General features: G+C 46.2%; 21 protein-coding genes. 12 read left to right on the top strand and 9 right to left on the bottom strand.

The genetic code is table 11. The features are described 5' to 3' along the window. Both BMY80_RS12215 and BMY80_RS06980 read right to left on the bottom strand, forming a co-directional pair. A partial coding sequence (locus tag BMY80_RS12215; RefSeq protein WP_177178520.1) for a hypothetical protein occupies positions 1–950 on the bottom strand: 950 nt, incomplete at its 3' end. A gap of 218 nt (positions 951–1,168) precedes the next feature. After that, complete coding sequence (locus BMY80_RS06980) at positions 1,169–2,254, bottom strand: hypothetical protein (protein ID WP_093142287.1); 1,086 nt, start codon at positions 2,252–2,254, stop codon at positions 1,169–1,171. 443 nt (positions 2,255–2,697) lie between these two features. Here BMY80_RS06980 and purT point away from each other — a divergent pair, with 443 nt between their 5' ends. Continuing rightward, positions 2,698–3,879, top strand: a complete 1,182-nt coding sequence (purT, locus tag BMY80_RS06970; RefSeq protein WP_093142281.1) for a formate-dependent phosphoribosylglycinamide formyltransferase — start codon at positions 2,698–2,700, stop codon at positions 3,877–3,879. Positions 3,880–4,067: 188 nt separating this feature from the next. On the opposite strand, the gene BMY80_RS06965 is transcribed toward purT, so the two are convergent. Further along, positions 4,068–4,853, bottom strand: a complete 786-nt coding sequence (locus tag BMY80_RS06965; RefSeq protein WP_093142278.1) for a hypothetical protein — start codon at positions 4,851–4,853, stop codon at positions 4,068–4,070. A gap of 374 nt (positions 4,854–5,227) precedes the next feature. On the opposite strand from BMY80_RS06965, the gene BMY80_RS06960 reads away from it, so the two are divergent. From BMY80_RS06960 to BMY80_RS06950, 3 genes are all read left to right on the top strand, one after another. Next, positions 5,228–6,661, top strand: a complete 1,434-nt coding sequence (locus tag BMY80_RS06960) for an MATE family efflux transporter (protein WP_177178519.1) — start codon at positions 5,228–5,230, stop codon at positions 6,659–6,661. A 92-nt stretch (positions 6,662–6,753) separates the two neighbouring features. Beyond that, on the top strand, positions 6,754–7,929 hold the full coding sequence (locus BMY80_RS06955; protein ID WP_093142273.1) for a MalY/PatB family protein: 1,176 nt from the start codon (positions 6,754–6,756) through the stop codon (positions 7,927–7,929). Between the two features lie 165 nt (positions 7,930–8,094). Further along, entirely contained in the window at positions 8,095–8,718 is a 624-nt protein-coding gene (locus BMY80_RS06950) for a hypothetical protein (protein WP_093142270.1), read from the top strand. A gap of 151 nt (positions 8,719–8,869) precedes the next feature. Here the strand turns inward: BMY80_RS06950 and BMY80_RS06945 are convergent, their stop codons facing one another. Then, positions 8,870–9,451 carry a hypothetical protein gene (locus BMY80_RS06945; protein WP_093142268.1) on the bottom strand — a complete coding sequence of 194 codons (582 nt, stop codon included), beginning with the start codon at positions 9,449–9,451 and terminating at the stop codon, positions 8,870–8,872. Positions 9,452–10,115: 664 nt separating this feature from the next. Here BMY80_RS06945 and BMY80_RS06940 point away from each other — a divergent pair. Then, complete coding sequence (locus BMY80_RS06940) at positions 10,116–12,929, top strand: heavy metal translocating P-type ATPase (protein ID WP_093142265.1); 2,814 nt, start codon at positions 10,116–10,118, stop codon at positions 12,927–12,929. 300 nt (positions 12,930–13,229) lie between these two features. On the opposite strand, the gene BMY80_RS06930 is transcribed toward BMY80_RS06940, so the two are convergent. The 3 genes from BMY80_RS06930 to BMY80_RS06920 all read right to left on the bottom strand — a co-directional run bounded on the left by BMY80_RS06930 (position 13,230) and on the right by BMY80_RS06920 (position 15,398). After that, on the bottom strand, positions 13,230–13,655 hold the full coding sequence (locus BMY80_RS06930) for a hypothetical protein (protein ID WP_031579854.1): 426 nt from the start codon (positions 13,653–13,655) through the stop codon (positions 13,230–13,232). A 498-nt stretch (positions 13,656–14,153) separates the two neighbouring features. Continuing rightward, positions 14,154–14,996, bottom strand: a complete 843-nt coding sequence (locus tag BMY80_RS06925) for a 4'-phosphopantetheinyl transferase family protein (protein ID WP_143066479.1) — start codon at positions 14,994–14,996, stop codon at positions 14,154–14,156. A 78-nt stretch (positions 14,997–15,074) separates the two neighbouring features. Beyond that, positions 15,075–15,398: a TIGR04076 family protein gene (locus BMY80_RS06920; protein WP_031579852.1), complete on the bottom strand. Its 324-nt coding sequence runs from the start codon at positions 15,396–15,398 to the stop codon at positions 15,075–15,077. 358 nt (positions 15,399–15,756) lie between these two features. On the opposite strand from BMY80_RS06920, the gene BMY80_RS06915 reads away from it, so the two are divergent. The 3 genes from BMY80_RS06915 to BMY80_RS06895 all read left to right on the top strand — a co-directional run bounded on the left by BMY80_RS06915 (position 15,757) and on the right by BMY80_RS06895 (position 19,096). After that, positions 15,757–16,650, top strand: a complete 894-nt coding sequence (locus tag BMY80_RS06915; protein ID WP_218140334.1) for a deoxycytidylate deaminase — start codon at positions 15,757–15,759, stop codon at positions 16,648–16,650. Positions 16,651–17,266: 616 nt separating this feature from the next. Continuing rightward, positions 17,267–17,713, top strand: a complete 447-nt coding sequence (locus tag BMY80_RS06905; protein ID WP_093142258.1) for an RrF2 family transcriptional regulator — start codon at positions 17,267–17,269, stop codon at positions 17,711–17,713. Positions 17,714–18,574: 861 nt separating this feature from the next. Beyond that, a complete protein-coding gene (locus BMY80_RS06895; RefSeq protein WP_093142253.1) occupies positions 18,575–19,096 on the top strand; it encodes a hypothetical protein in 522 nt (173 codons plus the stop codon). Between the two features lie 154 nt (positions 19,097–19,250). On the opposite strand, the gene ybaK is transcribed toward BMY80_RS06895, so the two are convergent. Continuing rightward, entirely contained in the window at positions 19,251–19,916 is a 666-nt protein-coding gene (gene ybaK / locus BMY80_RS06890; protein ID WP_342741915.1) for a Cys-tRNA(Pro) deacylase, read from the bottom strand. Between the two features lie 184 nt (positions 19,917–20,100). Next, positions 20,101–20,913 carry a metal-dependent transcriptional regulator gene (locus tag BMY80_RS12415; protein ID WP_198020467.1) on the bottom strand — a complete coding sequence of 271 codons (813 nt, stop codon included), beginning with the start codon at positions 20,911–20,913 and terminating at the stop codon, positions 20,101–20,103. A gap of 474 nt (positions 20,914–21,387) precedes the next feature. Here BMY80_RS12415 and BMY80_RS06875 point away from each other — a divergent pair, with 474 nt between their 5' ends. The 4 genes from BMY80_RS06875 to BMY80_RS12410 form a co-directional block, all read left to right on the top strand. Further along, positions 21,388–21,567, top strand: coding sequence for a helix-turn-helix domain-containing protein (locus tag BMY80_RS06875; protein WP_177178518.1), 180 nt, complete (start codon positions 21,388–21,390; stop codon positions 21,565–21,567). Between the two features lie 74 nt (positions 21,568–21,641). Next, positions 21,642–22,004, top strand: coding sequence for a type II toxin-antitoxin system RelE/ParE family toxin (locus BMY80_RS06870; RefSeq protein WP_093142250.1), 363 nt, complete (start codon positions 21,642–21,644; stop codon positions 22,002–22,004). Further along, positions 21,997–22,272 (top strand): helix-turn-helix domain-containing protein, encoded by a 276-nt coding sequence (locus tag BMY80_RS06865; RefSeq protein WP_093142248.1) that lies wholly within the window; start codon positions 21,997–21,999, stop codon positions 22,270–22,272. Before BMY80_RS06870 ends, BMY80_RS06865 begins: the two co-directional genes overlap by 8 nt. Before the next feature lie 115 nt (positions 22,273–22,387). After that, on the top strand, positions 22,388–22,682 hold a 295-nt coding region (locus tag BMY80_RS12410), incomplete at its 3' end, for a transposase (protein ID WP_218140333.1).

Here is a 22,682-nt window from a genome sequence, read left to right as displayed (position 1 = left end):
GCCTTTGCTTTGGCTTCAGCTTCCAGTTTAGCCTTCTCAGCCTCAGCCTTTGCTCTGGCTTCCTGTTCAGCCTTTTCAGCTTCTGCGTTTACTTTGACTTCTGCTTCCTGTTCAGCTTCACTCACAGCTTCGGCGGCCTCGGCAAGACGCTTCTGTTCCTCTTCAGCCTGTTTAGCACGCTCAATTTCAGCCTGCTTATCCTCAATGGCTTTCACGTTTTCATCAGCCTTTTTGATAATGCGTGATGAAACGTTCTTTTCAGGATCCTTAACCGACTGGGTCACGTCCAGCGTCTGAACCTTCTTTCTGCCGGTCTGAACACTGACGTTACTGAGATGCTTTTCCGCATCATCAATAACGGCAGAAGAATTCTTCTTTTTCTGGAGATTTTCTGAAGTATCAACAGTTTCCAGAACGATAGGCCTGGTATCTTCAGCCTTAACCGCCTGTTCGGCCGGCTTTTCTTCAGCCGGTGCAGTAGTCTCAGGTGCTTTTTCCGGAACAGCGTTATTCACCTCGGCTGCAACCGTCTGAACCGTCTCTTCCTCTTCCTCATGTTCAATGGTAACCGTTGCGGTTCCGGCTCTTGCAATCTCAATCGCGTCGTTCTCAACTGAATTTCTGTTGGAGTAACGCGACGTACTTATGGTAATCATGCCGTCAGCTGTATCATCCGGAGCACCAGTGCTGTATTTCATGCTGCCGGCGAGTTCAACGTCATCCGAAAACTCGACTGAAAAATGATCCATGCGTTTCTTTTTAACGGAAGCCTTTGGTGCTGCGACAGCTGTTTCCGGAACATTATTACCGAGCTCCGCAACGGCGGAGCTTTCGGCGACAACCGCCTGTTCTGCAGAAACTGCGGACTGATTTTCCGTCTCGGAGGCATAGGCCTGTGCAAATATGGCCAGAATAATGGCCATCACCGATATCTGTCTGTAATTGCTCATAAGACGACTCCTTTTGGTCTGCGTCCATTCCGCACCGGTGACTGACAGTCACCGGAAAATTAAACATTTAACGTTTTTCATCTGCGTAATAAATATGTCGGATATTTCATCATCGCATTCTGAAAAATTCCGGTTCCGTTATTTATTCTCAAATATCAGGGATTTCGGGAAAACAATCATAAGAAAAAATCCCGCCCTTTTTATAATCAGTGTCTGCTTTACTTTTTGGTACCTGCATCAGACTTTTTATCAGCAGGATCCTTAGCCTTAACTTCTGATTCAGGACGTTTAGGTTTCGGCTGAGAAATGCATTTAACCGACTTTCTCAGTTCTGCAAGTTCCGCTTCACCTTTTTTGCGTTCCTCATCAGAGAGTTTTTTATTTACTTTTTCAAAAAATTCACTGGAGCCGTATTCATTTTCAAAGATGGTTCCCTTGGCGCATTCCAGAGCTCTGCCGACCCAGGCATATGCCTTTGAATCATCCAGAATACCGAATCTTGAGGTATCATATGATACGGCATATTCCCCCATTGCCAGAATGTCACCGCTGTATGCCAGCTGCTTCAGGAAAGGTTCAGCTCTTGCAAACTCCTCTGCATTCCTTGCCTTCATGTAATAACCGTACATGTTCCACAGTGACTGTCCGCGCATGACTCTGACATTGTCATCATCCGATTTTGATTCAATAATAGGTTTGTAATACTCGTATGCCTTGCTGATTAAGTCGGCACGGACATCAACAGGAGTTACCCTGGACTGATAGTAGCGTGCCAGCTCGAATTTTGCTTTCAGATTGTCCGGTTCATCAGCCAGCTTAACCAGTTCAGGGAGTTCAACAGTCTCTCTGAACTTGCCGATCTGCATCTTGGTGACCAGCATTCTGAGAATGCCTTCAGGTGACTTGTCGTCTGCAAGGGCATTCAAATATTTAACCATATTCAGGTCTTTACCGTTATTCTCCACATTGTCACGATCATACTGGGTAATCACGTACATGCTCATCGCGTCAAGATTTCCGCCCTGTGCGGCGAGGTGAATGAAGTGTTTGTATCCGTTCATGTTTCTCTGAGTCTGGAAATCCACTTCCCTTACTCCGGCGAAATTCCATAAGGCCACAAGATACTGCAGTTCAGCATTGTCAGTTTTATTCGCCTCACGAATGCATTCATTGTAAAGTTCTTTGTCGAAACGGTACTTTTTAACATCCGTCAGACAGTCAGCCGCGGCCGCACCGCTTAAAGCCAACAGTCCCAATCCCAATACCGCGGTCTGAATTCCTGAAAAAACCTTACTTAACATCATTTGTGTTCAAATTCCCCGATTATATCAACATTAATATTTTTCATATGTTCCGAAACAGTGCCTGTACAAAGCATTACTCAGACATCACATACCTGTCATATTATATGTCATCCGCGCAGTCATAAGGGCCAATAGGAAATTTTTCATCGTCAAATAATGACTCTTGACACAAAAATCGGACATTACCGTCCCGTATGTATGCGACACTCCTGCTCATACGCACCTGTGTGAAGAGCAAAACCGCACTTTACGGCGGTATCCGGCAATTGATAGTCAACGTCTTTTATGGTATAGTTTGACGCAATTAAAAAAACAGAGGAAATATTTCCGGGATTCCCCTCAGAATCAGGCGCAATGCCGGCTTTCGGCATGAAATTCCGCAGTCTCCTCATGTTTCAGGTCAAACGGACACATAACTTACATATAGGAAAAGGTAAAACTTTATGCTCGGAACTCCATATTGTCAGAAAGCCACTAAGGCAATGCTTCTTGGTTGCGGTGAACTAGGCAAGGAAGTCTGCATCGAACTGCAGCGCTTTGGTGTTGAGGTGATTGCTGTTGATCGTTATGCCAACGCTCCAGCCATGCAGGTTGCCCATCGCTCACACGTAATCAACATGCTTGACGGTGATGCAATTGAAAAGCTGGTTGAACAGGAAAAGCCTGACTACATCATTCCTGAAATCGAAGCCATTGCCACCACCAAGCTGGTAGAGCTCGAAAAAAGAGGTTTCAGGGTAGTTCCAAGCAGCTTTGCGGCTCTTACCACCATGGACCGTGAAGGCATCAGAACCCTTGCTGCCGAAAAGCTCGGTCTCCCTACATCAAAGTATGTGTTTGCCGAAACTCTTGAAGAATTCAAGGCAGGCGTTGCCAGGATCGGCATTCCCTGCGTAATCAAGCCGGTAATGAGTTCATCAGGCAAGGGACAGAGCGTAATCAAGTCTGAAGATCAGATTGAAACCGCATGGAACAAGGCCCATGACGAAGGCAGAGGTCACAAGACCAAGGTTATCATCGAGGAATTCCTCAAGTTTGACTATGAAATCACCCTTCTGACCGTAAGCGCCGTGGACGGCATCCACTTCTGCGCTCCTATCGGTCACCGCCAGGAAGACGGTGACTACCGTGAAAGCTGGCAGCCGCAGGCCATGACCGAAGACCTCCTTGCTCAGGCCAAGGACATCGCCGGCAAGATTGTAGGCGCTCTCAACGGTCACGGTATCTACGGTGTTGAACTCTTCATCAGAGGCAGCGAGGTTCTCTTCAGTGAAGTTTCACCTCGTCCGCATGACACCGGCATGGTAACCATGATTTCCCAGAACTTCAGTGAATTCGCTCTTCACGTAAGAGCCATTCTCGGACTCCCGTGCGGCGGTCTTAAGTTCTACGGTCCGTCAGCTTCAGTGGCTCTTCTCGGTAACGGCACTTCAAAGAACATTACCTATGACAGGCTCAACGAAGCCTTAAGCATCTACCCTTCAGCCCAGTTAAGACTCTTCGGCAAGCCTGAAATCAACGGCACCAGACGTCTCGGCGTGGTTCTCACTTCAGCTGATTCAGTTGAGGAAGCGGTAACCGAAGGCAAGAAGATCGCTGAAACCATCGAAATCAGCTACAACTGATTCTGAAAAGATATCCCGGGCTCCGCCGGGGGTATCCGCGTATCCGAACAAAGACAGGGCATCGGAATTATCCGATGCCCTGTCCGTATATGTTTCTTTAAAAGTCGGGGTTTTTCACGCTATCGGCGAAAATTATGAATACGGTTCATATTCTTTTCTTTCGCAGATTCCCCCCTGCGGACAGCCTGCTATCTGCACAGTCCCGCCTCAAAACAGGTGGATTTCCGGCTGAGGCGCCAGAAAAGACCTGCAGTCTTATTCCAGAAGCCGTCATATATAAGATTGTACGGTTGACCGAATGATTTTTCGTTAACGGTAAGCTTTACGGAAAAAATCTGTCTGTTTTCTTCATTGTCATCCCCCCTGAGCACCTCCACCTCGGTGGACTTTACGAGATCAGTGCTGAAATCGGTAGCTCCCGGAATCATATACCCACTGCCTGACATGCCGTTGCGGCAGTTGTCGTAATAGCCTTCAATGCCATGCTCCGCAAAACATCTGGCAACCTGCTCCTTTATATGATGAACCTGTCCGGTGTACTGATTGAAGTTATAGAAGAGTTCCTTCTTGCGGATACTTTCATAATATCCCGCCAGCACTCTGTCAGCCTCCTCCATGTCCACGTCTTCGGGATGATCAAGATATTCGTTTACGCCCCGGGCGACAGCCTGAAGGTTTATGTTTTCCCCGAGTTCCTTCAGCTGACCGGTTCCGTCTCTGATTTCCATTGCCAGATCGTAGCCGATGGTCATGGCCACTCTTTCTTCAAGGGTGTATTTTTTCATGTTCTCGGAGGGAACATAGTCTGCCGGCAGTTTTTCGGCAGTATCCTGATATTCGTCGGCAGGAGCCACGGAAACGGTATCCCCGTTTTCCGTCGCCCCCGTAACCGCATCGGTCTGAGGTATCTCATCCGCCCATGCGGGAGCAAGCAGGGAAAGACAGAACGGAAAACATAAAGCTGTGATACGCATGATAATCAACCTTCTTATAATATGTATTATTCAGTAAAACCGGTCCGGCAGACTTTGCCTCAATGCTGATGAATGATTTTCCGGACCGTTTTTTAAGGCAGAAGCCCTTCGCCATTATATGTCACCGGGACGGTTATTACGGCAAACCGTCAGTTCGGCATCATAAAATCGTGGCTGACGTAACGAAACATGCCAAAAACCGCAATCCGTCGATTAAAACCGCGGGATTTATGCATCTTCCGGTGCGGATTTTTCCGGAATCTTTTCGGCTCTGATGCCGGAAAGAGATTGTTTAGTGCTGTTCATCCAGTTCTGATATACTGTTATTTAAGGAAATGATTTTTTGTGGCAACTTCAGACAGAGGCTGTTTTCCATGAGCCGTAAAGATACCGGAAAGATACTCGCGTCCATGCTTAAAAGCACGGAATACATCAGCTGCGGAGCAAAAATCAGGCTGATTCTCGCCATGGCCTTTCCCGCCATGTGCGCCCAGATATCCCAGATACTCATGCACTACATTGACGCTTCCATGGTAGGTCAGCTCGGTCCTCTCCAGTCAGCAGCCGTGGGTCTGGTATCGTCTTCCATATGGCTTATCGGAGGCATCTGTCTTGCCGTGGTATCGGGATTTGCGGTACAGGTGGCCCAGAACATCGGCGCCTGCAAGCTGATCAAGGCAAGAGCCGCCACCAGCATGGGCTTCTTCTGTCTCATTACCCTGAGCCTTCTGCTTTCGGTAGTCAGCGCCGTTTCCGCCGACCGGGTTCCGTACATTCTAGGAGGAACCGAAGACATCGCCCCCATGGCGTCCTCCTACTTTCTGATATACATGTGCGCCTTTCCGGTACTGGTGATGAACATGTATGCCGCCAGTCTGCTTCAGGCGACGGGCAACATCAGAACTCCGAGCCTTCTCAATATAGGAGTCTGCATTCTGGACGTAATCTTCAACTTCATTTTCATATTTCCGACCCGCCGTTTCGAAATCCTCGGATGCACCCTCACGCTGCCCGGTTTTCACATGGGTATCACCGGTGTTGCCGCAGGAACCGCTCTCGCCGAAGGCGTCATCTGCGTAATCATGCTCTGGATGCTGCTCGTCAGAAACGAACAGCTTCATATCAGACGGGAAAAGCTCTACATATCACCTCCCGTCATTTTCAGGGCTTTCAGGATATCAGCCCCCATCTGTCTTGATCACCTGGCAACCACCGGAGCCATGGTTGCCTCGGTTGCCATTGTCTCAGTACTGGGCACCAGAGCCATAGCCGCCCACAGCTTCGCCATCACGGCCGAAAGCTTCTGCTACATGATAGGCTACGGCACAGCCTTTGCCGGAACCTCCGTCATCGGTCAGTGCGTGGGAGCAAGACGCAGGGATCTGGCCCGCAATTTTACCGTCATCATCACCGTAATCGGTGTCGGCATGATGACTCTTGCCGCCGTAGTCATGTACGTCACGGCACCGGTGCTTATCGGTCTGCTGACGCCTGATGAGGAAATCAGGGAACTCGGCACCGCGATCCTGCGCATCGAGGCCTTTGCCGAACCTCTTTACGGAGCCTCCATACTGATTGCCGGATGCATGCGCGGAGCCGGAGACACCATGATACCGGGACTGATGAACAGCGGTACCATGTGGCTCATAAGAATTCCGCTGTCCCTGCTGCTTGTAAAGACCATGGGACTTCAGGGGGTATGGGTTGCCATGGCGCTGGAGCTCTGCATCAGGGGCTGTCTGTTCCTGCTGAGACTCAGGGGCGACGGCTGGCTGAAGGCCTGCGACAGAAAAAAGTCCGCGGTCTGACACCTGCCTCCCGGCATGCGGTGAATGATATGGTATTATCGGAAAACAGGCTAAGAGCCCGAAAAAACAGGATAAAAACATAAGGAGAATTTATGAGCAGATACGACTTCGATGCCGTTATCGACCGAAGCGGAACCAATTCACTTAAATGGGATGTTTCACATCCGGACGAACTGCCCCTGTGGGTTGCGGACATGGACTTTTTAAGCTGTCCTGCGGTAACGGATGCAATTCTGAAAAGAGCTGAACGCGGTATTTTCGGGTACAGCATCGTGCCGAAGGAATGGCATGAAGCCTATCAGAACTGGTGGCATGGTCATTACGGCTTCAGACCTGAAGCGGATTCGCTGGTTTTCTGCACCGGCGTGGTTCCCGCTCTTTCAAGCATGGTGCGCAAGCTGACCACACCGGCGGAAAAGGTACTGATTCAGACACCGGTATACAACATTTTCTTCAACAGCATTCTCAACCAGGGCCGATTTGTCATCGAATCCCCTCTCGATTACCGTGACGGCCGCTATTTCATCAATTTCGAAAGGCTGGAAAAGGATCTTTCCGACCCGCAGTGCACCATGATGTTTCTCTGCAATCCCCACAATCCTGCAGGCAGAATCTGGACCCGGGAAGAACTTGCGGAAATCGGCAGGCTCTGCGCCAAACACGGCGTTATCGTGGTTTCCGACGAAATCCACTGTGATCTCACGGCACCGGGAACATCCTACATTCCCTTTGCCTCCGTAAATTCAGAATGCGCCGGCAACTCCGTTACCTGCTGGTCTCCGGGAAAAACCTTCAATATGGCGGGACTCAACAGCGCCGCGGTAATGATTCCGAATCCGAAGCTTAGATATAAGGTTGAACGCGGACTCAACACCGACGAATGCGCCGAACCGAATGCCTTTGCGGTACAGGCCGCGATAGCCGCCTACACCGAAGGTGACGAATGGCTTCAGGAACTGCGCGCCTATCTTCAGGGCAACAGGGAATTCACCGTGAAGTACCTGAAGGAAAACCTTCCGGAAATATATCCTGTGCCGCAGGATGCCACCTATCTCATGTGGCTCGACGTTTCAGCATTTACGGATGATTCCCGCAGGCTCTGCGGTTTTCTGAAGGATGAGCATCATCTCTGGTTAAGCCACGGCAGTCAGTTCGGTTCCGGAGGAGAGCATTTTGTCCGTCTCAATACGGCGTGTCCGGGAAAGATTCTCGAAGAGGCTCTCGCAAGACTCACGGCCGGCTGCCTAAACTTTAGACAAAGACGGTAAAAATTGCCTGATAAGTCAAATGCCAAAATGTCTCTCAATTGATATGTATCAATGATTGTGCTATATTTTCTGAAAATGTTTACACATTTGATTTCATCTTAAATTACTCCAAAAAGGCATGGAATGGATACCATGCCTGTTTATTGCAGACAAAGGATAAAAACGATGATCCATTATAACGATGAACTTCTTACTTCAAATAATGAAGATGCCGTGGAAAGAAAGAAAAAGGAACTCAAAAAGGCTCCCAGGATAAAGGCTTCCGCAGTATCAGGTCTTTCCAATGAAGAACTTCTCAGAAAGAGCATTATCAGGGCATGGCGTCCGTACAAGGGGAAGATTTATATAGATCCGTTATTTGAAAGATATTCTGTCAGAAAATTTGATTTTTACAGCATCCGCAGCGTAATCACTGAGCGCTACTACTGCTACCCTGAAGTTGAAAGCTTCACCATCACCGACCTCGGCGACAGATCAGAGCACTACTGCTTCAACGGCTGCAAGGGCAATCTCAAAATCAGAGTATGTTTCGTGAAGCCGGGAGTAATTGCCGATGAACTCCTCGATCAGATGTACTTCATGGGCACCTACAGTGAATTCGCCCTCTGGGAGCTTGATACCGGTGATTACGGCAGGGTTCTTGCCGAAAAGCACGGCACCTACAAATGCTTCGTAAGGGACAGCATGGCTCTTTTCATCGGTTCCGAAGGAGATGAGGAGGAAGCTCCTGCCGAAGTTCCTGCCAAAGCTCCTGCAGACGCTGAACAGGAACAGCCTGCAGAAGTTTAATATATAAGTTTTTTAACTCACCGCCGGAACGCAGGCGTCATGCTTCTTACCGCTCTTTCGGTGGTGTGAGCAGAAAAAACCTCGGATTCTGAAAAAACAAAAAGACTGAACACACGGTTCAGTCTTTTTTTATGCTCCCGGATTTTTTCCGTCAGATATAGGAACGGCGGTTTCTGTCACCGCAGAGAAGATCCTTTACCTCGGAAAGACGTGACTTTGCGTCACTGCCTGATTTTCCGGCATCGGTTCTGCGGTCTCCGCTTCCGGAATTCAGAGAGGTTCCGTAATTGCGGCCGCCCACTACCGCACTGCTTACCACCATGTCGTTTTCCAGCACCAGGGACGGAGTAATGTCAAGCTTTATCAGAGCCTTCTCGTGACTGCCGCTTTCCATCTTCAGCATGCCGTCGATGGTAACCAGTGACAGCACCCTGCCGTTGGGATCACTGAGATCCTCGTGCACGGCCCTGAGATTTACCGTGTAATCCGAAACACTTGTGGAAAGAACCTTTTTAAGGGTATAGCCTGAACCGTGGCACACCACGGTATTAAGAGCGCTTTCTGAAAGGTTGCCGTATGGATTTTCACTGTCATTGACGGTTGTGTATACAACACTGACAAGCGCGGCGGTGATAAAAAGAATCAGCCCCATCACTTTAATTCCCTTTTCTCTGAGCGACTGTCTGGCATAATTCAGTTCTTCAGTTTCATTTTTAAATCTGCTGTATGGCATCTGTACTTCTCCTGTTCATCCACAAAAGAGATTCTAACATACAATATGATTATGCTTCTCTATTTATTCCGGATCCGACTGCATAAAATTTTCTGTGAATCCGCCTGTTCCTGCAGGATGCCTTAATCAGCATTTTCAGACGGCGTTAAATCAGGCCGTCTCATCCGCCCCCGGTTTCCGCCGGGAAATTACCGTTTAACTCAGGAAATCATGGAAGTCACCGGCAGAGACGACCCCGTAACCGCGGTAAAATGTCGGTACACCTCAAGTTTTCCGCAAAAAATTATCACTAAAGGCAATACTGCTCGCAAAGTATACAAAGAGAAATGATAATCATCACTAACTGTTATATTATAATCTCAGGTCCGCCTTTTCTGTTCTGTCCCGAAAATGCTCATAAAAAACACGAACTGACTGAACCTCCCCGGAATCGGAATGTCTTATGTATATATATACGGAAAACAGTCAGTCACTTAAACAGATATAACAATAATCAGTTCCGGTGTCATCAGCATACATAATAAAGCACCGGATTTCAGCACTTTTCAGGTCATACAGTTCAGAAATCAAATCATCAGTCCGGAAGTCCCGTATCTGAATTTTTTCAGCAGCGTCTTCAGGATGGCGCCGGGCCGGACAATGGACAACAGATAAGGAAAGCGTCGTGAATTCTTACAGCATCACAGGCATGAACTGTTCAGCCTGCAGCAATCATATCGAACAGACGGTAAAAAGACTTCCAGGAGTGACCTCCTGCGAAGTAAGTCTTATCACCGGGATCATGAACGTCACCGGCAGCGTCTCTCAGGAAGCGGTAATCAGGGCGGTTACGGAGCTGGGATACGGCATTACCGTCTCTGACTCCTTAGGAGGAAACATTCCGGATTACGTCAGCAGACTCACTCCTTCAGTAAAACCGATGCTCACCGGTTTTCTGATTTCTCTCGTACTCCTTCTGATTCTCATGTATCTTGCAACCGGACATCTGATGTTCGGCCTTCCTGCCGGTTCATTTTTCATGGACCGTCCTGACAGACTGGCATACACGGAACTGATTCTGACCTCGGCCATTCTGCTGATTAACGGCAGACTGCTGATAAAAGGCTACCGCGGACTTGTCAGAATGATGCCGACCATGGATACCCTGGTGGCCATCGGCGTATCCGCCTCATATCTTTATTCCGTGCAGAAAATCGCACTCCTCAACACCCTCATTTCCGCCGACATGACGGAACAGGCCGCAAAGCTTGCCCATAATCTTTATTTTGAGTCTGCGGCGATGCTTCTGGTTATCGTGGTGTTCGGAAAGATTCTTGAACGTTCAGCCAGAGGAAAAACCACCACCGCTCTGCGCGGTCTTCTGGACATTACCCCGAAAAACGCCCACAGAATCAGGGCCGGAGCTCACAGACAGGAAGGGGTAAACGATAACCCGCTGAATGCCGCCGAGGACGTTCCTGCCGCCGCCCTGAAAGTAAATGACGTCTTTATCGTGCTTCCCGGAGAATCAATTCCTGCGGATGCGGTAATCATTGAAGGATCGGGATCAATCAATGAATCAGGACTTACCGGTGAATCCATGCCCCGCGACGTAACTGCGGGCGACACCGTCACCGGAGCCACCGTAAACATTAATGGTCTGCTTAAATGCAGAGCCCTGAGAACAGGTTCTGAAACAGTGTTCAGCAAAATGGTGGAAACGGTAAAGGTAGCGCTTACCTCCAAAGCCCCGATCTCCAGAACAGCCGACACCATCTCAGCCTATTTTGTGCCTGCAGTCATCGTGCTGGCCATTCTGACATTCTGCGTATGGTATTTTCTTCTGAACGGAACCATGGCCGTGGCTCTGGAATACGCCACCGCCGTTCTTCTGGTAAGCTGTCCATGCGCACTCGGTCTGGCCACCCCGCTCGCCATTACCGCCGGAGCCGGCAAAGCACTCAGAAACGGTGTTCTCTTCAAGAATGCCGAATCACTGGAAAAAATAGGCAGGGTTAAATACATGGTTCTCGACAAGACCGGAACCATTACCGCAGGAACGCCTAAGGTAACCTCGGTAATCACCGTATCCGCCCTTTCCGTGGAAAACGTTCTGCATCTTGCCGGTATACTGGAAAGCTTCAGCAGTCATCCGGTGGCCAAAGCCGTGGCCGCTGAAAGCGGAATACATAATGCCGACACCTACGGTCTCATGGATGAAGGCATGAACGAGGTCATGAAAAAGCTGTACTCGGCCACCGATCCCGGATCAATAATGAACATCACTGAATTTGCGGAAGTGACAAGCGGAGGCGTTCACGCAACGATAAACGGTCACCGCTTCTTCATCGGCAATCAGGATTACATCAGATCAAAATCCGTTATCAGCGCCGATATAGGCGAAATATGCAATGACATGTCAAACAAGGGTGATACCACGATACTTCTTGCCACCGAACGGGAAATTCTGGGCATCATCTCCGTATCCGACGTCATCAGGGACAATGCCGCCGAATCAGTGGCCCTGCTCTACCGTCAGGGCATAACTCCGATAATGCTTACCGGGGACAACATCTTCAGTGCCTCCGGCATTGCCGAAAAGGTGCATATCAGGAATCTCAAAGCCAACTGTCTGCCGGAAGACAAGGCTCAGGTGATAAGAGAACTGCGCGGAAAGGGAGTCACCGCCATGGTCGGCGACGGCATCAACGACGCCCTGCCTCTTACCGAAGCCGACATCGGCATAGCCGTTGCCTCAGGTTCAGACATTGCCATTGACGCCGGGAACGTGGTACTGGTGAAAAACACCATGCTCAACCTGGTAAAAGCCATCAGATGCGGACGCAGAACCTTAAGAACCATCAAGGAAAATCTCTTCTGGGCACTCTGCTACAACATTGTGGGACTGCCTCTGGCTGCCGGAGCCCTGAGTTCCTTCGGACTGAGACTCACTCCGGTCTTTGCAGCCTCATGCATGGCCGCATCAAGTCTCATCGTGGTGGGCAACTCCCTCAGAATATTCCTGACGGACATTTCCGAAAAGAAGCTGACCGAAGATGCGAGAAATGAAAACGAAAAGATCTCCGCCATGGGTGAAGCTTATTTCAGACCTCACCTCAACGTGATAACCAGCGACAGGAAGGAACCGGCACCGGTACACAAAAATACGGTTCCGGCGGATCCCGTCTTCAGCGGATTCATGGGAATAACGCCGGATTCTCCTGTTTCTCACGCTCAGAAAAACACCGAAGCGGAAACTCCCGATGAAAACATGGTTCACTATGCCAATCTCATCATTGACGGCATGGTATGCGAACACTGTGAATCAACGGTATGCGAAATTCTGAGAAAGCACGTAAACATCATAAACATCGTGATTTCACACAGAAGAAACGCGGCAGTCGCTGAATACAGGGGAAACTTCGACGAAGCCACCGTAAAACGGGAGCTCAGCCTTGCAGGCTACAATCTCGTTAACGTGTTCAATGACAGTATGTAATCCTCCGGGTATGAATTTCTGATTACCGCCGCCATACAGACCGCACCGTTCATATACTGAAGGTGCGGTTTTCAGGTTATGAAAATGCGAGGAAAAGATCAATACCGTAACTCATTACATCCGTCATGATGACCGGCCGGAACGGCATCGTCTGACGTTTTCCGGTCTCCGGGAACCCGGATAAATACATGATAAAACCGATGCTGGATGGAAAAGGTACTGATACGGATAATGAATAAGGGAACAGAAAAGGCAGCCTCACGGCTGCCTTTTTCAGTACTGATTAAGATAAACTCGCGCCTACCATCTCAGTTCAGCGAGAGAATCGTCTGATACGCGATGATTGTAAACCACGATATGGATCTGTTCATCCGCAGCGTAGGCTTCAACGGTATAGGTATTGTGAGATACGGTGCTGAAGAATGAGCCTCTTGGAGATGCGGTACATTCATCCGCATAAAGATCCCTTTCATCTGCTGAAATTTCCACATTCATGCAGTTAAGACCGTTAAGAACCAGCTTTTCATCGATCTTGAAATGACGGTAGTTGTTGTAATCAATCTTATAGATCACGCCGCCGTTGGAATTGCGATAATCTTCGATGTACAGATTCTTCAGGGTTCTGGACTTACCCATTACATATCCTGAAGGAGCGGTAAAAGCCAGAGCCTGAGAGGAACAGAATGCAAACAGTAAAGGAAGAACTAAAAGGGATAATTTTTTCATACACATGCTGATAATTAACGTTTTGAGCCACACACAATCACGGGAAAGCCTGCGGTAACAGAAACATCTGCGCCAATGTGTTTCTAAATCAGTTATATTTGTAATTTTTATAATGAACGCATCTGAGTCTTCAGGTGTTTCCGGTTCTGGAATTTTTATTCCTGCCGAATCTCATTATTCATGAAATTCACCCCGCTTAACTTTTGAAGATATTAATACATTTTATTAACATTCACAATAAAAATTTAATAATTTTTTAACATCTACATAAAATTTTTTAAACATTATCAGACTAAAATCAATAGCCGGCAATATATTAAACAAATAAGAAAGCGATGTTGTTTATCTTCTGTATTCCGGTCAGATTAAGAACAGAAAAGCAGAACGGACAGCAACCGGAAAGAGGTACTTTATAAAAAATCCGACTGATACGTATATGAAATGTATATCCGTCTTAATGCAGGCGGATAATGTGAAGAAAACCGGAAGCCTTAAAATTCATCGTCCGGAGATTCTGCTGACAAGCTGAATACTGCGAGGAGCAGGAATCCTTATAAAATCCGGTTCTGCATGAGTCGTGTCGGGAATTCTCATGTTCAGAAATTCAACCGAGGACAGATCCGAAAATGAATCAAGATACAGGGAAAGAGAATACTGTTCCTCGCCTGCCGCGGATTCCTCATTGATCAGGAAAGTGGCTATCACACTGTCTCTGCGGTAAACACTGCAGTCCTCAGGAGGAGTAATATCCATTTTTCCCGCGAAATCAAAAGATTCGGCATCGCCGGAATCCGCCGCCGGCACAGAGAAGCTGAAGCGGTTCATGTCAGGCAGACCGTTTCCGCTGTACTTGACCAGCGTTTCCCTCACGGTCCAGAAATGAAAGAACCACTCCGCCTCTCTTTCCCCCGCTTCAGCCATCACCCTGTTCTCCGCCGGACTGTAATACTTTCCGGCAACATCATGCATGGTTTTGCGGAGCTTTATTTTTTCAAGATCTATGGAAGTTTCCGCATCGGCAAAGCTCATGTACAGAAAATTACCGCTGTGAGTGATGTTGAATCCTATTTTTTTACGGATACCGGTTCTCAGATAAAAGGACTCCGTCAGATAAGGCTTGCCGTGTTCGGAACAGCAGATATCCGTTTCAAGAAGTCCCCTGACTCCGCAGAACCCGGCAAGAGCGGAAGCCAGCATCAGCCTTCCGGTATAGTAGCTTATTCTTCTTGAAAGCACCCTAGAATAGAAGTCCTCGGGAATAAGCTGAGACACATACTCATGAACGGGAACGGAAAAAACGTCTTCCGTAAGTCTGCATCTCAATACCTTTACTCTGCTCACCTCTGTCACCTTTAATCTGCCGTATCCGTTATCAACCCGTGAACACCATCCAGGCGTCACATCCCTGTCATGCCCTGTCTATTCCTGCACCGAAGCTTCCTCATCCAGAGCCTCAAGCAGAAAGCTCACAGGGCGAAATCCGTCGTTACAGGAAATCATGGCCGAACGGGGATTTTTCATCCAGCCGTCATAAATGCCTGAACCGCCGCAGGCCAGAGTCATCACAAACGAGGAAATCGAAGTCCAGGCGCTTTCGCAGAAATCGTCCGGCTTTCGCCATCCGTCAGCTATAAAAACCATACCCTCCCGCATGTCACAGGGATGGGGTATGGGATTCTCATACTCTGCGATGAGATCGTCGTATCTCGAAATTCTCATTACGGTGATTTTTACTTTTTTCATGACCGTTCCTCAAAAGCTTCATTACGTATTCTAACATCAGTTATGACAAACCATTACCGTATACAGGCCAAAAAATTACCTGCAGCCATATTTATTATTCAGATTTGATTCTTTTACATGCTTTTTTATTATTGGAACTTATAACATCTTTATGCCTGTTGAAAAACATTAAGATTTTATACGCCATAAAAAACAGTACTTAAGAGACATTCCCGGTATTTAAAACAGAAAACCACATCATTTTGAAGTAAATACGGATTTACGATTACATTCTGCCGATTTTGTTTGCAAACGGCGCATATCGTTTTAAAATTGACATGGAAAATAATTCAATCTGAAAAACAGTCAGGACACGCAGATGGAAGCTTACGCCAATATTGAACTGAAATTAAAGAACGGTACGACCCTAACCTTCGGCACACCTCAGGGAGAACCGGAAAAAGCCGGGTATCTTCTGGCTACCGCACCTTTCTGGAATAAAAACACCGGCGGAGTCATCAGCGGCGATGACGACGAAGCCTCTGAATTCATGACGAGTAATTTCAGGGGAAACGCATCGGAAAATGCCGACTATACCTATTTCATTGATTTAAACAGCTATTCAGCATGCTTTTACAGAAACAACCGTGACGGCAGCCGTAATCCCCTGCTTAAAGCCTGTCTGCGTTTAAACAGTCAGAATCCCGTCATTGCAGAACACTTTGACAGTGTCCTTAACGGTATCAGGGATACCCCGGCAGCGCAGGCAGATGCCCTGAACCGGAATGAAGTTTCACCGGAACTTAAATCAAAACTCAAATGGGTCAGCCGCTACTTTAAAATCGCCGAACTGGTAAGCACCTGGTCAAAGGATCCGTCATCCAAGGTCGGAGCGATTATCGTCGGTGACAAGGGACAGATTATTTCCCAGGGATACAACGGCTTTCCGAGAGGAGTGGCGGATACTCCTGAACGCTACAACACCAGGGAAATCAAATACAAGCTGGTGGTGCATGCCGAAATGAATGCCATTCTGAACGCCCTTTACAACGGTTCTTCAGTTGTCGGCGCAGCCATCTACATTCATAATCTGCCGGTATGTCAGGAATGCGCCAAGGCCATTATCCAGGCCGGTATATCAGAGGTTTTTATTGATACAAAAGTCAATGAACGCTGGCAGGAAGCCTGGAACTTCTCCAAGGTAATGTTCAGTGAATGCGGCGTAAAGTGCTACTACTTCAATGAAAAGGAAAACACCCTCACTGACATTTAACCTGATTAAGGTTCTCATGCTTGTTATGCCGTACCGACTTTAAACATAACTTAAGGTACGGCGTAAACACTCTCTATATTTTTCCGAATTAACTTCATTACCGTCATTTTCCGCGGATCCGGCATATTCCGGAATTTATAAGTTTGCAACAGTGCCCCGGACTCTTCATTTTCTCCTGAAACCGCCGGTAAGACCGCCATTTCCGCCGCATGAACACCGCTCATAACCGACCGCACGGCAAACAGATGCGTGCAATATATTTTCTTTATGAGCAGAAATGTCCCGGACTCCTGAAAAAACAAGGTGCTGACGCTCCTGAAAAAACCTGAGATAACAGACGTTTTTTATACAAATGTGGTTAAAACTGCTCCATCGTCGCAAAAACCAAAGTTACAAACTTGTAAATTCATATCAATTTATAGTATATTATGCTAAGCAAATTTAAGAGATTTTTGACAAAAGATATTTAAATTTGCTTTCATTATAAAATTTAAATAAATAAAACATATTATTACATATATTCGTTTTTATAAATTAAGTCGTATTATAAAATCATAGCATTGTGATATGTTTTTCTAAAAAATAATTATAAATTCGACAAACGTAAGGATACAGTATTAAAATTTCTACCAAAGGCAGATATGCTCTGAGACTGATGATTGAATTGGCGAAATTCGATCAGTCTTCTCCTGTGAGGCTCAAGGAACTGGCCGAAAGACAGAATATCTCTGAAAAGTATGCTGAACAGATCATCGGTCTGATGCGCCGTGGCGGCGTGGTCAGTGCAAGAAGAGGTACTCAGGGCGGTTATGAGCTCGCCAAATCACCAAAAGACATTACCGTAGGAACCATTCTCAGACTTACCGAAGGTGATCTCTCCCCTGTTCCATGTCTGGAAAACAACGGGGTTCCATGTGAAAGAAAGTATTCATGTGCCACCTATCATCTCTGGGAAAAGCTTAAGGAAAGCATCAACTCAGTGGTGGACCACACCACAATCGCGGATCTTGCAGAAATGGATCGCGTTAATTTAAATGAAATCATGATGGGTGCAGGTATCTGATACCTGCCTTTATACGGAATCTCCGGATGATATGATTTCACGTTCTGAATAGAATCAATTGTTACAGACGTTCTGACAGAAACGGAAACCGGCGGGTGAAGAAAGAAATTTCTTCGCCTCAGGTTTTCCTGTACTCAGAACTCATTCACCACAGCCCGCATCTGATTTAAGCCCATTCAGCGCATCACTCCATCCATCTGTTTTTGCACGGTGTTTCCGTAATCTGAAATATCAGAATCCGATTGATCTGCCATACGGCTTTTCAGCACGTATGTCTTAAACCGATGCCCGGAACAGTTTTTCAGTACTCAGTTTTCTGTCGGTTCAATCACCTTAAATTTAATACAGGATCCTGAAACTGAATTCAGAATCACTGACTGATGACAGGTTCAGTGCCGCACACCGAATGGAAGCTTCCGGACTGCGGATCATGAACAGTCAGGCTTGTCCGGTACCGAAAACACTATTCTCATGCTGTTTTCAGTAATTTTTCAGCCATAATATTTTGATACCTCTCACCTTTTAACATCAGGTGATATGTATAACATCACATTTTGAATATTACCTTTAAACAGAGATGCCGTTCTGAATTTACAATAGTTAATGTGTTTTTACCAAACATATCTCTTTTTCGGCAGGAAAGACTAGCCTATCCTCCATAACGGATGCCGGAAAGAATTCAGAAAACACGGATAAGACAAAAGAATAAAATACAGTAATCAAACTGCTGATAATTATAAAAATAAGACAGAAGGAAGCGCCGGTGAGAGTAGCGGCTTTCATAAACAAGGTGTTGCCGGAAGAGGCCTGATAATCAGTCATTTTTCTTTTCAGACATACCTGTGCGAGGACTTTATAAAAATGAACTTAAGACATGCATTTAAATTTAATTTCTTTAATAAAGATACGGATAATGCAGGTTTTTCAGGAACACATACCAGCGGGACTAATGAACAGAAACAGGAAGAACGCCCTGCTTCTTCCGAAACACGGGATGAAACCGGATCAAAGAAAGTCTATCTTAAATCTTTCAACAAGATTGTCATGAGAGATCAGGATACGCTTGTCATAAACAACAAGTATTCCATTACCAGACAGAATCTTGGCGGTTGTTTTCTCTATACCATCGGCAACCTGAATGAGTACTGGAAGGAAGACATCTCCTTCACTCAGTCATTCGACCATGCCGATCTGGAAAAAGTGGTTGATGACTCCCATTATCAGATCAGATACTTCCACTTCTCATTATGGGCTCAGGAGCGCTACTGCGGTAAACTGGTTCTCCGTTTCGGTTACGAAGATTCCACTCATGAATCTTCCCGCAAACTTTATGAATTCTTTAATATTGAAAACTCCGAAAACGCCGAACAGGTAACAGCCTGATTTCCGGAATGAAAAACTGAAAACATTCCTGATGTTCTCAGCCGGTATTATGCAGATTAAAGCCTGCTTTGAATTATTTCAGAGCAGGCTTGTGTTTTTTAAGCAGCTGAACCCGACGGCCTTTCCGCCACGGGCTTAACAGTCGGGACGGATATTACTGGTCGTCCGTAATATCTCCTGTTCTGGCATCAAGAGCCTTAATCAGCACATCGGGAGGAAGACCTACGGAAAAACCGCGCTGTCCGCCGCTTACCAGCATTTCCTTAAGAGCAAGCGCCCTGTCTGACACCAGGGTCATGGTTCTTTTCTTCTGACCGAACGGGCTGATACCGCCGCAGACGTAACCGGTAAGTCTTTCGGCATCGGCCGGCTTTACCATTTCGGCATTCTTGAGACCGGCAAGTTTGGCTGCACGTTTAAGGTTGAGATTGCAGTTCACCGGAATAACCGCGGTAACATAGGTTTTTTCATGATGAATAAGCAGAGTCTTGAATACCTCGTTCTGATCCCTGCCAAGTTTGGTTGCCGCCATATGACCGAAATCAGTTTTGGCATCACATTCATACTTATACATGCTGTACTGGATTTTATTACTGTCCAGAAATTTGGTTGCAGGTGTCATCATTTTCGTTATTCCCATTATTGAAAAAATCACCGTTTTTCCACGAGCTCCTGCTGACAGATAAAGAAGCACGCAGGACGGCTTTTCGCATATCACTATGTATACTTTAAACTTTCTTTTCTGAAAATCAACCAAAAAGGTTATGACCGGTATGCCGTAACGATTAATTGCAGGAGAACATTCAACCTGATTTATCATGCAGCATTCCGTGCATATCGTTCAGAACCGGCAGTTTCTTTTATCGGAGCGGAAAAGCACACCTGTAAGGTTCAGTCTGCAGAGGAGGCGGTAACCGACCATATCGGCAGCCGGTACAGGAACATTCCGGTAAATCGGACAGACAGATTACGGCTTGCCGCCTGAGATAATTCCGGAATCGGAATCAGCCGACCTTTACCCCGTGATTCTTAAGATACTTTTTGATTCCCTGGAAAGCTTCCCTGCTTATCATATGCTCGATACGACAGGCATCCTTGTCCGCAATTTCATCAGGGATGCCGAGAGTGAATTTCAGGAAGGCTTCAAGGTGCAGATGCTTGCTGTAAATCTCTCTGGCGCAGGTCTCACCCTTGGCGGTAAGAATCAGTTCATTTCCTTCACCGATGTCAAGATACCCCTTCTGTCTGAGCACTCCTATGGCACGGCTTACCGAAGCCCTGGAGAGATTAAGCAGATTGGCGATATCCACCGCTCTTACCCAGTCCTTTTTTCTGCGGAGTATAAGAATGGTTTCCAGATAGTTTTCACCTGATTCCAGAAGTTCGGTACTGTCAGGGAAATGAGAGCAGACCTCGGTCTCGGTTTCAGGAGCGGTCAGGCTGTTCCTGCTGATATAATCTTCTATCCCTTTTACCGTTTCATCGCTTACCACGTGTTCAATGCGACAGGCATCGATATCCGCCTGTACGACAGTGACACCGGTGGTATCAAGGAGAAACTTTACCAGACAGGCATGAATATGCATTACCCTTTCAGCCAGGTCGTTACCTGCGGAGGTCAGACTGATGAATCCGTCTTCCGTAACGGTTATCAGCCCGCGTTCCCTGAGGATTTTCACTGCACGGCTCACCGAAGGTCTGGAAAGACCAAGCTCTCTGGCAATATCGATGGAACGGACACTCTGCTTCAGTCCTCCAAGCTTATGTATCGTTTCAAGATAGTTTTCCATTGATTCATGTTCAATATGACTGGACATACCGCAACAACCCTACAAGTACATTAATCGTTATTCTTCTTATATTCCTACACTGAACAGAGCCGATTATGGCGGAATTCCGGACAGATGTGCATATCCACGTACGGAATACACGCATCATCCGCCGCAGGTACGGATGAATGATATCCGTCCTGAACCATAAGTCTTTCACGGTCATAACAGTAAAAAAACTTCTGAAGCAGCGGATAAAACCGCCGGCACAGACAGCCGTAAGAATGTATCCGTTATCCGTGAAATAAAAAATATCGGAAAGGCGTTATGACACGCCGTGTTTTGTTATCTGTTCTCTTTCTCTTGTCTTATTATAATAAAGCCTGAGAAGATCACCAAAGAAAAATCCTTACCCATACTGATTTTTTTTAGCTTTCTTCAATTTTGCGCCGTGAGATTTCCGGGTATTCACCGTATACACCAGAAAACCGACATTGCGGAAGAAAACAGATACCTAGGGATATGATTATCCAACGAACTCAGGAAGGCAAGTCCATTGCTAAATCAGATCCAAACTTTAAAGAAGGCAGGCCTAGAAAATTTACGCCTGCCCAGATAGAACATGCCAGAACACTGTTACAGACTCATACCTATTCTCAGGTTGAATCAATGACTGGTATCAGCAAATCGACACTGAAATGAATAAAAAAATATTAATTTAAAACTTGAATAATGATAACTCACAAGTTATCATTAAGAAAGAAGGTATTTGGAAAATGTATAATATATATTTTTATAAAAACTCAAAAAATCAAAGCCCTGTGCTTGATTACATATATGAGTTGAAAGGTAAAAAAGACAAAAATAGTCGCATACAGTTTCAGAAAATTGCCGACTATATTGATGCCCTTAAAGAATATGGATTAGATGCTGGCGAACCATATATCAAACATTTGAAAGATAAAATTTGGGAATTAAGACCACAAAGAAACAGAATACTATTTGTAACTTGGGAAAACGATAGTTTTGTTCTTTTACATACATTTGTAAAGAAAACACAAAAAACCCCAAAAGAAGAAATTGAAAAAGCACAGAGAGAAATACTTGATATAAAGAAAAGAGGTTTACATCATGAATAATTCTGCTATTGGAAAATCATGGGATGAAGTACGAGCCGAGCTTTTCACCCCTCAAGAACTAAAAGAAATGGAATCTAGAGTAAAGTTAATGCACGCTATCGCTGATGCTCGCAAGAAAAAAGGATTATCTCAAAGAGAATTGGAAAAAATCAGCGGTGTATCTCAGCCTGTCATTGCCAGAATGGAAAAAGGTGATATTAATGCTAAGATTGATACGATCATGAAAATCATAATTGCCCTTGGTGGTGAATTATCAGTAACTTTCTAAGCCACCAAAGTTTGAAGTTTGTGCAAAAAAAATGAAAAAGCCCAGATCTATCTTAGAGTGCCCCCGAAAGTAGAGTGACCCCCGAAAGTTGAACAAAACTTCGGGGGTTATATTTATGAAGCTTACGTACGAAGATAAAGTCGAGATGTATCGACTTTGGAAAGAAGATCATTACAGTTCAATAAGACTTGCAACACTATTTAAATGCGACAGAACCTCAGTGACCTACATAGTAAAGCTAATTGATATTCATGGAATATCTGTAGTTCAGAAAAAGAAAAATAGGGAGTATTCAGCAGAATTTAAGGAAGAAGCAATCCGGAGAGTTTTGATACAACATGAAAGTATAAAACAAGTTTCGTTGTCTCTGGCGATTCCGAGCAAAGGTACATTGTCATTATGGATTAAGT

It is taken from the genome of Ruminobacter amylophilus, from assembly GCF_900115655.1.
In the GTDB taxonomy this organism is placed as follows: Bacteria; Pseudomonadota; Gammaproteobacteria; order Enterobacterales; family Succinivibrionaceae; genus Ruminobacter; species Ruminobacter amylophilus.
Note: the sequence above shows the minus strand (reverse complement) of the source record. Positions and strands in the feature narration are given on the sequence as shown.

What these genes read in the sequence shown, in the direction of transcription:
- BMY80_RS06920 (WP_031579852.1), bottom strand. Translation starts at nt 15,398, where the DNA reads ATGAAAAAAGTAAAAATCACCGTAATGAGAATTTCGAGATACGACGAT.
- BMY80_RS06965 (WP_093142278.1), bottom strand. Translation starts at nt 4,853, where the DNA reads ATGCGTATCACAGCTTTATGTTTTCCGTTCTGTCTTTCCCTGCTTGCT.
- BMY80_RS06955 (WP_093142273.1), top strand. Translation starts at nt 6,754, where the DNA reads ATGAGCAGATACGACTTCGATGCCGTTATCGACCGAAGCGGAACCAAT.
- BMY80_RS06980 (WP_093142287.1), bottom strand. Translation starts at nt 2,254, where the DNA reads ATGATGTTAAGTAAGGTTTTTTCAGGAATTCAGACCGCGGTATTGGGA.
- BMY80_RS06930 (WP_031579854.1), bottom strand. Translation starts at nt 13,655, where the DNA reads ATGAAAAAATTATCCCTTTTAGTTCTTCCTTTACTGTTTGCATTCTGT.
- ybaK (WP_342741915.1), bottom strand. Translation starts at nt 19,916, where the DNA reads ATGATAAATCAGGTTGAATGTTCTCCTGCAATTAATCGTTACGGCATA.
- BMY80_RS06915 (WP_218140334.1), top strand. Translation starts at nt 15,757, where the DNA reads ATGGAAGCTTACGCCAATATTGAACTGAAATTAAAGAACGGTACGACC.
- BMY80_RS06875 (WP_177178518.1), top strand. Translation starts at nt 21,388, where the DNA reads ATGATTATCCAACGAACTCAGGAAGGCAAGTCCATTGCTAAATCAGAT.
- BMY80_RS06945 (WP_093142268.1), bottom strand. Translation starts at nt 9,451, where the DNA reads ATGCCATACAGCAGATTTAAAAATGAAACTGAAGAACTGAATTATGCC.
- BMY80_RS12415 (WP_198020467.1), bottom strand. Translation starts at nt 20,913, where the DNA reads ATGTCCAGTCATATTGAACATGAATCAATGGAAAACTATCTTGAAACG.
- BMY80_RS06865 (WP_093142248.1), top strand. Translation starts at nt 21,997, where the DNA reads ATGAATAATTCTGCTATTGGAAAATCATGGGATGAAGTACGAGCCGAG.
- BMY80_RS06870 (WP_093142250.1), top strand. Translation starts at nt 21,642, where the DNA reads ATGTATAATATATATTTTTATAAAAACTCAAAAAATCAAAGCCCTGTG.
- BMY80_RS06895 (WP_093142253.1), top strand. Translation starts at nt 18,575, where the DNA reads ATGAACTTAAGACATGCATTTAAATTTAATTTCTTTAATAAAGATACG.
- BMY80_RS06950 (WP_093142270.1), top strand. Translation starts at nt 8,095, where the DNA reads ATGATCCATTATAACGATGAACTTCTTACTTCAAATAATGAAGATGCC.
- purT (WP_093142281.1), top strand. Translation starts at nt 2,698, where the DNA reads ATGCTCGGAACTCCATATTGTCAGAAAGCCACTAAGGCAATGCTTCTT.
- BMY80_RS06960 (WP_177178519.1), top strand. Translation starts at nt 5,228, where the DNA reads ATGAGCCGTAAAGATACCGGAAAGATACTCGCGTCCATGCTTAAAAGC.